Origin of the sequence: Metabacillus sp. 84, from assembly GCF_050107715.1 — a bacterium.
GTDB lineage: Bacteria > Bacillota > Bacilli > Bacillales > Bacillaceae > Metabacillus_B.
In genome coordinates, this window is sequence record NZ_JBNILN010000004.1 from 292,315 (window position 1) to 304,152 (window position 11,838).

Consider the following 11,838-nt stretch of genomic DNA (forward strand, 5'->3'; position numbering starts at 1 on the left):
TATGCAATGGATATTCTATTATGTTTACACCGTCTTAACATACTCATTTTCCTCACTGCTCTCTTCCGTTATCATTCTTGGATGCCATTGTCGGGCTGTAGCCGATTTTTAAGCTGCTGATTGCTTTAATGGCTACTTCCCTGTCGTCAAAATCATAAGTCCTGCTGCCTATTTGCTGATAGGTTTCATGGCCTTTCCCGGCTATGAGCACAACATCTCCAGGTTTTGCATTCGCAGCGGCGAAAAAGATGGCCTGCTCCCGGTTTGATATGGAATGGTAATAATGATCCCGGACACCCTCCTCCATATCGGCCAGGATATCAAGCGGATCCTCACTTCTGGGATTATCCGATGTGAAAATCGGTTCGTCTGCATATTTAACAGCAATTTGAGCCATTAACGGGCGCTTTGTTTTGTCCCTGTCTCCTCCGCAGCCTACTACAACAAAGGTTCTGCCTTCGGAAAACTGCTTGACGGTAGTTAAAACATTTTCCAGACTATCAGGTGTATGGGCATAATCCACGATGACAGCAAAAGGCTGTCCGGCATCCACCAGTTCAAATCTCCCTCTGACACCGTCTGCCTCCTCGAGTGCAGCAGCGGCGGTCTCAAGGGCTATACCTGAAGCGAGGCTCGCTCCAACAGCTGCAAGCACATTATAAACGCTGAATTTTCCGATGAGCTTCAGCTTCATCCTTCTTGATCCGTAAGGGGTTTTCAGCATAAATTCTGTGCCGCTTGATGTCATCTGAATAGCTGATGCCGTAATGTCTGCGGGCTGATCAATCCCGTAAGTCAAGATGTGTGCAGCTGTCATGCTTTTATAATCAGCTGCCGCGTCATCATCCTGATTGATCACCGCATATTTTGGCCGGGAATGGTTAAACGTATTTCCAAGCTGGGCAAACAGCAGTCCTTTTGCCTGTTTGTAGGCTTCCATCGTTCCATGGTAGTCCAGATGATCCTGCGTAAGATTGGTAAATACCGCCACATCATAGTCACAGCCGTGGACCCTGCCCATATGAAGAGCATGGGAGGATACTTCCATTACAGCATTGGAAACCCCATTGTCAGTCATTTTCTTAAATGTTTTTTGAAGAGTCAGGCTTTCAGGAGTTGTATTTCTGACTTCCAGAGTCTCATCTCCGATTTTTATGTACATGGTACCGATCATCCCGGTATTTTTACCGGCAGACTTCATAATTTTTTCAATTAAATGGGCGGTTGTCGTTTTCCCGTTTGTACCGGTCACGCCGATTAAATGAAGTTTCTGTGTCGGCTGTCCGTAAAATGCATCCGCAAGTACAGCCATTGCTCTGTTTGAATCAGGCACTATGATAACGGGCACAGGAAGGTCAAGCTTTCGCTCAGCTATAACAGCCACTGCCCCTTGGTCTACAGCCTGTCCGGCAAAATGATGCCCGTCTACTGTATAGCCTTTTATACAAATAAACAAGCTCCCTTTTCCTGCATTTCTAGAATCCATTTCAATTGATTCAATGTCAGGGTTTCCGTCTGGACGGAATTCTCCAAAATGTAAACAGGAAAGCAAATCAGTCAACTTCATCCTTATCAAACCTCTCAATTCACACTCTTTAAAATAACCATATGCTTTTATGCATACAGTTCATATTTTATCTCACTTCAATGAAAAGAGCCAACCTTTTGTGAGATGCGGACTCCTCATGTTTATCTGCACTGAGCCAATTTTTCACTTTTGGCTGAGCAGTGTTGAGAAGAAGTAGCCGGACGGATCTTTATATTCAAAAAAAACAGCCCGGCTAAGCCTTGCTTTGCTCAGACGGACTGATTTGCCAATAGCAGGTCTCCAGAAATGCTCATCGTACTCTTACGATCATGGATTACCCATGAATACACGGATAGCGGAACCTTCATTCACCTTCGTCCCGGCTGCAGGAGATTGCTGAACAACTGCATTCCCGCTGCCTGCAACATCAAATTTTACATTGATCAGCTGTTCCCTCAGTTCATCCAGCTCCATACCTAAAAGATTCGGAACTTCCACCTTCTTTGTGTCTCCCCACTTGTACACCTTTTCAATTTGATCTTTTCTAGGCTTTACGCCCATTTCTGGCAGGCTGTCCCTCATAATGTTCCCTACAATCGGGGCGGCAACGGTCCCCCCGAACTGGACTGTCCCTTTTGGATTATCAACCGCTACATAGACGACGAGTTCGGGATTATCAGCTGGGGCAAACCCGATGAATGAAACAATAAAATTGTTTTTCAAGTAAACACCGTTGCTTACTTTTTGGGCGGTTCCGGTTTTTCCGCCCACCCTGTAGCCTTCCACGAAAGCGTTTCTCCCAGTTCCCGCAGCTACTACACTTTCCAGAGCGTATCGAATCTGCTTGGAGGTCTCCTCTGATATGACCCTTCTTTTTCCCTGTGGCGTGGTCCTGCTTATGATTTCTCCGGTGATCGGGTCCACCCATTCTTTCGCAATATAAGGGGTATACAAAACCCCGCCGTTTACTGCTGCGGATACCGCGGCTACCTGCTGAATCGGTGTGACCGAGACTCCTTGTCCGAATGCGGTAGTTGCTTGTTCAACCGGCCCCACCCGATCGATGTTAAAGAGGATTCCTCTTCCTTCTCCCTGTAAATCGATCCCGGTTTTTTGACCGAATCCGAACTCCTTGATGTATTTAAAAAGCTTCTCTTTCCCAAGTCTTTGACCGAGCTCTACAAAACCAGGGTTGCATGAATTCTGGACTACCTCCAAAAAGCTCTGCGATCCATGGCCGCCTCTCTTCCAGCACTTCAGCCTTGCACCGGCTACCTCAACTGAACCAGGATCGTGGAAATGATCATGCTCCAGGTCCACTTTTTGTTCTTCAAGTGCTGCTGCAAGGGTGATGATTTTGAAGGTAGATCCGGGTTCATACGTGCTCCATACCGGGAGATTCCGGTTATATACAATTGGCTCTACGTCCTGATAGCTGGCAGGATCGAAATCAGGCCTGGAGGACATTCCCAGTATTTCCCCGTTTTTCGGATTCATGGCAATGGCAATCATTCCATCCGGATTGTATTGAGCCTGAGCAAGATCCAGTTCCCTTTCGATGATTGTCTGTACTTTTGAGTCAATTGTGAGCTTTAGCGTTTGCCCGTCTACAGGAGGCCTGTAATCATCTGCTTCATTCGGCATTCTTTTTCCTTTTGCATCGGAGTAGAATTTGACAAACCCTTTCTCCCCCTTCAATTCATCATCATAATAGGCTTCCAAGCCGAGAAGCCCCTGATTATCGATTCCTGCAAATCCAAGAACATGGGACAGGTAGCTTCCGTTCGGATAGTATCTCTTACTGTCTTCGCCAATGTAGACCCCTTTTAAACCAAGCGCTCTGACTTCACCTGCCTTCTCATGGGAAATTTTTCTCCCTTCCGGCTTAAGCGTGACAATCATCTCGTTCATTGTCAGGAAGTCATACGCTTTCTTTGTCGTCATATTCAGTACCGGTGCAAGCTTCGACGCCGCTTCCGCAGGATTCTCAACCTGTCTCGGGACTGCGTATACGGTTGGCGCGCTAATATTTGTAGCCAGCTTCTCACCATTCCGGTCTAAAATTTCCCCCCGCTCAGGTTCAAACGGAAGATTGCGGCTCCATAAGTCCTTTGCTCCGGCTGTCAGCTTATTCCCCAGCACAAACTGGACATAGCCAAGCCTGACATCAATCACCGCAAATACAAGCACACCAATCAGGAATACAGCAGCCAGTCGTTTTCTGACGGTTACCTGGGATACGCGCAACAAAATCACTCCTTGTCTATGCTCCTCCCACTATATGCTTGTACAGGTGTGATTAGAACGGCAAGGGGGATTAGGGTGACTGGACCCTTCCTGCCAATGAAATCATGTGTGCTGAAAGAGAAGGAGGAGATGAGAGGAGATATACAAGCGGCTGTTCAGCAATTTTTAGCAGCGTTTTTAAAAAGGATGGTCCCTTCTGAATTGGGAGTTTTTATAATACCATGCATCGTCAGTGCGTCTGACCCCACTTCCGCTAAAGGATTAAAGCTCCGGCACCCACTCACTGAGCCATTGGCGGACTAGGGATTACAGATTCGTGCCTCTGTCCCCCAGTACGGTAAAGCAACAGGGGCCAGGCACCGTGCCTGGCCCCACTTTCGCTGCTGCACTAAAGCTCCGGCACCAGATCTGTCAGTCCCTGGTGCGCAAGGGTTGACACCCTGCTGTCTCTGTCCCCCGCCCCTTTACAGCAGTAAAGCTCCGTTACACTTACACACTGTTATCTCTTTGCCGGACACCTGACCCCTGCCTTAGAAAATCGCCTCCAACCCCAGCTCTGCCAAAGCGCGCTAAATCTCTGTCCGCGATACGAGAAACACGCTGCAGGATTAAAGGGCTCTCCTCTGAATCCAATCAAGCACAAATAAGGGGTCGGAGGAGAGCCTCCGACCCCAATTACGCCCGCTGCCTTAACTCCTGCATCAGCCTATTAAAAACGCTGGAGGAGAGGGACATAGAGCATTCCGCCTCTCTCCCCGGGACTTCCCCGCAAGGAGGGACGGAGGTACTTGCGCTGCTGAACGTCATCATTTTATCATACTGTTCCAAAACAGCGCCCCGCCCCAATCATCAAAAATGAGGCTTTAGCTTAACGGTCAGTAACGTGTCTTCACTGACCAGCGTTCCTTTTGGCAGGCTCTGCTTCGCAGAAAATCCTTCTCCGGTAAAAGAAACACGGAGCTGCAGCAAATCGGCAAGCTTCATAATGTCCCTTTTAGACCATCCGGAGATGTCGGGCATTTTGACTCGGCCGCCCGTTTGAAGAAAGACTTTTTCCCCTTTGGCCAGTACAGAAGTTTCAGATGGGGACTGTGCTTCTACTGTCGTGCCTGTTCCTAGCGCAATCGGCTGATAGCCGCCGTTTTTAAGTCTGGATTCAGCTTCTTTTTTATTTAAGCCTATTACAGATTCCATGACTGGATCTTTGGCGTTAGTTTTTTCCTTTTCTGGCTGTTTTTCATCCGGTTCTATCTGCAGATATTGCAAACTGTTTTGCATGATGGTCTTAAATATTCCGGAAACAGGCATGGATCCGGTTTCAGTCGGTTCCAGCTCAGGCTGCTGAACCGCTACGTATACGAGGAGTTCCGGATCATCCTTAGGCGCCATTCCCATAAACGAGAAAATGAAGTTTTCCTTCCCGGTCATGTAACGGCCGTTTTCCCCCGGTATTTGGGCTGTTCCGGTCTTTCCCGCTACATCATAGCCTTCAATGGCATATGGTTTTCCTGTGCCATTTTTGGAAGTTACCACTTTCCCCATTAAATCCCGTACCTGGGAAGCCGTTTTTTCCGAAATGGGCTGGCTTACTTGCTTAGGCTCATTTTTGCTGACTACTTTATTTATGTCAGTGTCTACAATCTGATCAATGATATAGGGCTTCATCATTTTCCCATCGTTGGCAATCGCTGTCGCAGCCTGAATTTGCTCAATCACTGTGGCTGTTGAACCTTGGCCGAAAGACGCAGTTGCCAGGGAAATTTTACTGTCTGATTTGATTTGACCCGCCTCTTCTCCAGGGAGGTCTATTCCTGTTTTTGTACCAAAGCCAAACTTTTTCATATAATCACTATACGCATCCGGGCCAAGCTTCATCGCCAGATTAATCATGGCTGTATTTGAGGAGCGCTCAAATCCCTCATTAAATGTAATCTCGCCCCAGCCGGTTTTGTTGTGATCCCGAATCGTATATTTGCCGATCTTATTGCTTCCCGATTTGTAGGTGGAGTCGCCTTTATATACACCTGCCTCTATTGCCGCCGCCACGGTATACATTTTCATTGTTGAACCTGGCTCAATCGGATAGCCGACGATATCGTTTGTGTAGTTGTTAATATCCCTTGTGTTCGGATTAAAGCTTGGACGCTGGCTCATTGCCAGAATTTTTCCGGTTTTTGGGTCGGCTGCTACCGCCATCACCTTTTTTGGATTGTACTCCTTAACCGCTTCATTCATAGCATCTTCCATGAACGCTTGGATTTTTTGATCAAGTGTCAGGTAAACGTTCTTTCCGTTATCAGGAGGGGTGATTTTGTCTTCACTGCCAGGAAGCTTCCATCCGTAATGATCTTTTTCATATTGGATGGCACCATCCTTCTCCTGAAGATGGCTGTCGAGACTCTTTTCAAGCCCAAGCATCCCGTTTATAGCCCCTGTATCTTCATTTTTCTGAGCATAGCCTATAACATGGGAGGCAAATACACCATTCGAGTAAAATCGTTTCTGGCTTTTAACAAAAGCGATGCCAGGAAGCTTAAGTTTTTCAATCTCCAGTTTTTTTGTCTGGCTTAAATTCCGTCCTTCAGAGCCGAATTCTACTTGTTTCGCATCCTTTTTAAGAATTTCAAGCATTTTTGACGGCTCGATCCCAAGAAGGGGAGCAAGTTTTTCGGCCGTCTCCTCTTTATCTGCTACATGCTGCGGCTTTTTTGGGTTTGTAGTCAGCTCATCATCCAAAACAGCTACGATTTTATAGGCTGATGTATCCTCAGCAATCGCTTTTCCATTGCGGTCGAGAATTGACCCTCTTGAGGCCTCGAGGGTTTGCTTTTCCTCGTACTTTTGGGCCGCCCGTACTGCGAGGACTTGTCCATCGACTTGACCAGTAAGCTGGATATAAAGAAACCTGGCAGCAATGATAAAGAAGAGCGCCGCAAAAAGTGTTGCTAATACGGCTGCTCCTCTATTCATATTTTTATTTTTTTTCAGCATCATTTAATTGGTAAGACCTTTCACATTGTCCTTATCAAGCTTAAGTCCCATCTCTTTTGCTTTGCTCATCAGCCTGTCATAGTTGCTTAATTCTGTAACTTGAACAGAAAGATCGCTGTTCTTTTTCGTTTGTGCTTCCACTTGGGCTTCGAGCTTTTGCACCTCAATGCTTGACTGATAGGAAGCTACACTGCTTGAGATCAGCTGAACGCCCGCTGCGGCCAAGCCCAGGACGAACAGAACGAGCAGAACCCTTTCTCCAAGGGTGATGGGAAGTCTCCTTTTTACCGGTACTGCCTGTGTTTCGGTATGCTGATGCTGCCGGCGTTTCGTTTGCTCCTGCGAGCGCTGATTTACTTTTACTGCTAAATTGCTCATGGCTGGCCCTCCTCTTCAGGATTTTTTAGTTGGTTTTCATTTTTTTATCAAAGGCTTTCTTTATCTATGTGTCATCCGAGCTTTAAAGCTTTTCTGCTATACGGAGTTTTGCGGAACGTGACCGGTTATTTTCAGTCAGCTCTTCCTCTGCGGGCAAAATCGGCTTTCTCGTAATGAGTTTAATTTTCGGTTCAAATCCCTCTGGAATAATCGGAAGACCCGGCGGGAGCTGAGGAACTTCAGCAGCCTGCTTGAACGTTGTTTTGCAGATCCGGTCTTCTAATGAATGGAAGGTGATGACACTGATTCTTCCGCCCGGATTCAGAAGTTCAATCGATTGTTCAATTGCCTCCTCAAACACTTTCAGCTCATCATTAACAGCAATGCGGATCGCCTGGAAAATTCTTTTGGCCGGGTGGCCTCCTGTACGCCTTGCCGGCGCGGGAATGCCCTCTTTAATGAGTTCTACAAGCTCATATGTCGTTTGGATCGGTTCCTTATCGCGCTTCGCTTCTATCTTCCTTGCAATTTGCTTTGAGAATTTTTCTTCTCCGTAGCGGAAAAAAATCCGCACCAGATCCTCATAGCTCCAAGTGTTCACGACATCATAGGCGGATAAATCAGATTGCTGATCCATTCTCATATCAAGGGGTGCATCATGATGGTAGCTGAATCCTCTTTCGGGTGTATCCAGCTGCGGAGATGAGACTCCTAAATCAAAAAGAATGCCGTCTACTGTTTCAACACCTTGTTCCGCAAGCATTTCTCTGATGTATCTGAAATTGCTTTTAATGAGGATGGCCTGTCCTTCATAATCCGATAGTTTGTTTTTTGCATGCTCAATGGCTGTGTCATCCTGGTCAAAAGCGAACAGCCTGCCTTCTGCTGATAATTGAGAAAGAAGATATTCACTGTGACCTGCACCGCCAAGTGTGCAATCAACGTATGTACCGTTATGTTTTATGTTCAGTCCATCTACCGTTTCTCTCAGTAAAACTGTTTTATGCTTAAACATGGATGATACCACCTTTATCAAATTCGAATATGCCTGTATAGACCGTGTAAAGACCTATGCACAATGATTCATTATATATCAAAATCAATCATGTTTTCAGCTATTTCCGCGAAAGAATCTTCCTGCTGATTTACATAGTCTTCCCAAACCGGCTTGCTCCAAAGCTCAATTCGATTTGATACACCGATGACAACGCAATCTTTTTCAAGCTTAGCGTAATTCAGCAGAGGGGATGCAATGTTGATCCGCCCCTGTTTATCCAGTTCGCATTCAACGGCACCTGAAAAGAAGAATCGTGTAAACGCCCGAGCGTCTTTTTTGGTAAGCGGAAGAGCCTTCAGCTTTTCCTCCATGATTTCCCATTCAGCTTTTGGATAGCCGAACAGACATTGGTCGAGCCCTCTCGTTAGGACAAAAGACTCACCCAACCCATCACGGAATTTAGCTGGGACGATCATGCGGCCTTTTGCATCGATTGTATGCTGATATTCCCCCATGAACATGACCTGTCCCCACTCTCTCTCCCTGACTCACCACTTTCCCCCACTTATCTCCACTTCCCATTCTACACGAGTTCAAAACAAAAAAAAACCCTGTGCAGCACAGGATTTTTAAAAAATTTACGTTATAATTTGACAACCTTATGTTGATTATTAAAAGAATATGACAAACCCGAAAGATTTTGCGTGAATTGACTCCCATACTTGTTTAAATAGTAATAAATGTTCCAGATTCTTTCCTGCGGAAGTCCTTCAGGTAAAATAGAGCGTTCTGCCCTGTCAAATTTCGATAAAATGTGATGGTGTTTCTGCTCTATATTTTTCTTTGTTTCTTTTCGAAGCAGGTCCATTTGCCTAACAATAAATTGAATGTTTTTATTTGTGTAACTTTCCATCACTGAAAACTCTGAAATAATCCGTTCTGACAGGCCACTGTGAATCTCTCTCGTGCGCTGAATCGCATCCTCTGCAAGTGAATCGATGTCAAGCTCCTGGTGTTCCTCCATCCACTTCTGTTTTTTCTCTTTCCAGTCAGCTTGTAAGGCTTCTTCCAATTCCATGTGCAATTGTTTAAGGTCTGACTCTATAGACCGTTCCAGAATGGTAATATTGAGCCTCGGGATGACCGGCGGCATCTTCAAACCCATTGTTTGGAATGCCTTTTTTAACTCCGCCCAGTAGGATATTTCTCCCGGACCGGCAATAAAAGCCAGTGTTGGGAGGATCATTTCCTGCATGATGGGCCTTGTCACAACATTGTTGCTGAATTTTTCCGGATATGCGGCTGCTTCGTCCATTAATTCCTGATCGGTAAAAGACAGCCTGCCTTCCTTATCCGTAAATCCGCCCGCTTCCGCTCTATGCAGCAATACGCGTTCTCCGTCCAATTCATAGAAAAGATTTGAACTTTCCAAGGCCGTTTCAATAATCGGGGAAAAACCATGAGACCGAATCAGCTGCTGCTGATGTAAAACCGCCCGTGCAATCTCATCATTTTTCCGGATTAGCGTCTGGAAATATTCTGTTTCAAATTCCCGGAGGCTACGGTCTGCAGATTGAATCAGAACAAGTCCCTCAGAGCCGAACAAATCCATAATAAGCCATTCGAAAAATTCTGTATAAGTGGAGGATTTATCCAGGAATGCGGTTAATTTGTTCAACAGCCCTTTCGTATACTGCGTTTCCCCATAAGATTGAATGACTTCTTCTACCCATCTTTTACAGGCAGTATGGTCGAGCTCTGCAAATGCGACTGATCTCTTGTCAGTTATCCTCTGGCTGACTGCCTTCTTTTTAATGCGGTTATTCTTTTGTATATAGACATGATTGATTTCATCAAAATCGTGATCTTCCCCCGCGATCCAGAATACGGGTATCACGGGTGTCCCAAGTTTTTCCTCCTGCTGCCGGGCGAGGGTCAAAATAGAAATCACTTTATGGATGGTGTAAAGGGGGCCTGTAAGCAGTCCTGCCTGCTGGCCGCCCACCACTACTGTGCTCTGGCTGTCGAGCAGCCTTTCGATGTTATGCATAGCCGCAGGTGCCTGGAATTTTTCATTGTACGTTTTCAGACAGGAAAACAGCTCTTTTCTGTTAAAAGAACCGCTAAGCAGATCGCTGTGCCGTTTTCTATAAACATCTTCCTGGTGGATGTCATAATCAAAGTATGTATAACTATCTAGCTTTTTTTCAAGCAGTGCACTGACAAACGGATTCGCCGATTGCAGGGAGAACTCAGATATCTCCATGATGTACTTCCTTTCTCGGTTAAAAATGCATTCCGTCAAAAAGTATAGCACTTCTTGAAGGCTTTGTTAAAAAATACGTCTCACCAGTCCTTTAGTAAAACTCTCTGACCGCAAATAATCCGGCGCCATAAAAAAACAGCAATGGGGACGCAAGAAAATAAACAAGAAAGGACAGCCTCCACATTTTTTTAAATGCCCGCCCCGGTCTTTTCCACCCTGAAAAGGCGAAAAACAGAGTGAATAGGAAGCTCCACCCTATAAATGTCCAAAATAGATACATGGAAGGTTCAATCCTCCAGATGGTGATTACTTTAATATAAACTGAGAAGAAAAAAATCATTACACTTACGTCTGCTGCAGCGAGAACCGCCTTTTTCCCTTTTCCTGTAATCGTTTTGAACGCGGCTATAAGCATGACCAGGCATAGTACCGGTACTATTGCGGCCGCGCCAAGCAAAACTGAGATAACTCCAGCCAAATGATTGTCCTCCGTTTCACATACTTTCCATTCCTTTAATCGCTTTATATGTAAAATCAAGAATGGGCGCCTGCACCCTTTTTTTAGCTGCCTCTTCCAATAGAAAGCCCGCAATGCCTTCAATTTCTGTCTTTCTCCCATTGGCAAGGTCCTGAAGCATGGAGGATGTATTATCAGATGTCATGCTGCACACTTTCTGTACGTTCTCCCATTGTTTCGTTTTATCGGGGAGCTCCAAAATTTCAAAGGCCTCATTGAAGACTTTTTTTAACAAATGTAAATAGTGGGGGTTGTCTATAAGCTCTCCGTTCCGGACCTTTAACAGTCCCGTTAATGGATTTACACAAGCGTTTACAAGCAGCTTTTCAGCAAGGACAATATACCAGTCAGGGGCGAGGAGAAAAGGGAAATCTTCCGTTCCCAGTGATTGTATAAGTCCCTCATCATGTGCTGCCCCTTCTGCAGAAAAAGCGGAGTAAACGGTTCCGCCGCTCCCGTTGTGTCTCACTTCGTTTAAAGAGCGTTTAAACGCACCGTGACTGACTGAACCCGTATACAAATTATGCCCTCTCAGCTCTGATAAACTATGGATATGTCCCATTCCATTCTGCAGGAATAGAAGGGTCTTCGGATGTGAAGGAGAAAGATTTTCCAGTACAGAAGGCAGCTGAAACTGTTTGACCGTCAAAATCAGAAGCTCCTCCTTGTAATGCCTGGAGGCTGTTGCGCCCGGGAAGCTTTGAAGCGGGGCACTCCCTTTCAGCAGCGTGATTCCGTTTTCCCTTATAGCGGCTGCTTGTTCCTCTGTGTTTGTATAGATTGTGATGCAGTGGGTGCGGCTCAGGTAGGCAGCAAAAAGCAAACCGATGGCTCCGCCGCCGATAACTCCAGCGTTCATGAAAACACGCCTCCTCTTTATTTCCCTTATCATACCAAATATTGGCGCTGCAAAA

The 11,838-nt window shown here is 45.9% G+C and carries 10 protein-coding genes; 1 reads left to right on the top strand and 9 read right to left on the bottom strand.

Features of this window, described 5'->3' with window-relative positions; all coding sequences use genetic code 11:
• Window positions 1-52: 52 nt before the first annotated feature.
• Window positions 53-1,567, bottom strand: coding sequence for a UDP-N-acetylmuramoyl-L-alanyl-D-glutamate--2,6-diaminopimelate ligase (locus ACQCV8_RS10410; RefSeq protein ID WP_426844554.1), 1,515 nt, complete (start codon window positions 1,565-1,567; stop codon window positions 53-55).
• 288 nt (window positions 1,568-1,855) lie between these two features.
• Window positions 1,856-3,775: a stage V sporulation protein D gene (locus ACQCV8_RS10415; protein WP_426844555.1), complete on the bottom strand. Its 1,920-nt coding sequence runs from the start codon at window positions 3,773-3,775 to the stop codon at window positions 1,856-1,858.
• Window positions 3,776-3,850: 75 nt separating this feature from the next.
• On the opposite strand from ACQCV8_RS10415, the gene ACQCV8_RS10420 reads away from it, so the two are divergent.
• Window positions 3,851-4,078, top strand: a complete 228-nt coding sequence (locus ACQCV8_RS10420) for a hypothetical protein (RefSeq protein WP_426844556.1) — start codon at window positions 3,851-3,853, stop codon at window positions 4,076-4,078.
• A 546-nt stretch (window positions 4,079-4,624) separates the two neighbouring features.
• Here the strand turns inward: ACQCV8_RS10420 and ACQCV8_RS10425 are convergent.
• The 7 genes from ACQCV8_RS10425 to ACQCV8_RS10455 form a co-directional block, all read right to left on the bottom strand.
• A complete protein-coding gene (locus tag ACQCV8_RS10425) occupies window positions 4,625-6,766 on the bottom strand; it encodes a penicillin-binding protein (RefSeq protein WP_426844597.1) in 2,142 nt (713 codons plus the stop codon).
• A 3-nt stretch (window positions 6,767-6,769) separates the two neighbouring features.
• Window positions 6,770-7,144, bottom strand: coding sequence for a cell division protein FtsL (gene ftsL / locus ACQCV8_RS10430; RefSeq protein WP_426844557.1), 375 nt, complete (start codon window positions 7,142-7,144; stop codon window positions 6,770-6,772).
• A gap of 82 nt (window positions 7,145-7,226) precedes the next feature.
• The gene (gene rsmH / locus ACQCV8_RS10435) at window positions 7,227-8,159 is read right to left on the bottom strand and encodes a 16S rRNA (cytosine(1402)-N(4))-methyltransferase RsmH (protein WP_426844558.1); all 933 of its coding nucleotides are present in this window, start codon (window positions 8,157-8,159) and stop codon (window positions 7,227-7,229) included.
• 71 nt (window positions 8,160-8,230) lie between these two features.
• On the bottom strand, window positions 8,231-8,662 hold the full coding sequence (mraZ, locus tag ACQCV8_RS10440; protein ID WP_426844559.1) for a division/cell wall cluster transcriptional repressor MraZ: 432 nt from the start codon (window positions 8,660-8,662) through the stop codon (window positions 8,231-8,233).
• Between the two features lie 122 nt (window positions 8,663-8,784).
• On the bottom strand, window positions 8,785-10,407 hold the full coding sequence (bshC, locus tag ACQCV8_RS10445) for a bacillithiol biosynthesis cysteine-adding enzyme BshC (protein ID WP_426844560.1): 1,623 nt from the start codon (window positions 10,405-10,407) through the stop codon (window positions 8,785-8,787).
• A gap of 91 nt (window positions 10,408-10,498) precedes the next feature.
• Window positions 10,499-10,885 carry a DUF3397 family protein gene (locus ACQCV8_RS10450; protein WP_426844561.1) on the bottom strand — a complete coding sequence of 129 codons (387 nt, stop codon included), beginning with the start codon at window positions 10,883-10,885 and terminating at the stop codon, window positions 10,499-10,501.
• 16 nt (window positions 10,886-10,901) lie between these two features.
• On the bottom strand, window positions 10,902-11,783 hold the full coding sequence (locus ACQCV8_RS10455) for a 2-dehydropantoate 2-reductase (RefSeq protein ID WP_426844562.1): 882 nt from the start codon (window positions 11,781-11,783) through the stop codon (window positions 10,902-10,904).
• Window positions 11,784-11,838 lie beyond the last annotated feature (55 nt).

Bases quoted from the DNA above. Each gene is read 5' to 3' on its own strand.
- ACQCV8_RS10410 (WP_426844554.1), bottom strand. From the start codon at position 1,567: ATGAAGTTGACTGATTTGCTTTCCTGTTTACATTTTGGAGAATTCCGT.
- ACQCV8_RS10425 (WP_426844597.1), bottom strand. From the start codon at position 6,766: ATGCTGAAAAAAAATAAAAATATGAATAGAGGAGCAGCCGTATTAGCA.
- ftsL (WP_426844557.1), bottom strand. From the start codon at position 7,144: ATGAGCAATTTAGCAGTAAAAGTAAATCAGCGCTCGCAGGAGCAAACG.
- rsmH (WP_426844558.1), bottom strand. From the start codon at position 8,159: ATGTTTAAGCATAAAACAGTTTTACTGAGAGAAACGGTAGATGGACTG.
- mraZ (WP_426844559.1), bottom strand. From the start codon at position 8,662: ATGTTCATGGGGGAATATCAGCATACAATCGATGCAAAAGGCCGCATG.
- bshC (WP_426844560.1), bottom strand. From the start codon at position 10,407: ATGGAGATATCTGAGTTCTCCCTGCAATCGGCGAATCCGTTTGTCAGT.
- ACQCV8_RS10455 (WP_426844562.1), bottom strand. From the start codon at position 11,783: ATGAACGCTGGAGTTATCGGCGGCGGAGCCATCGGTTTGCTTTTTGCT.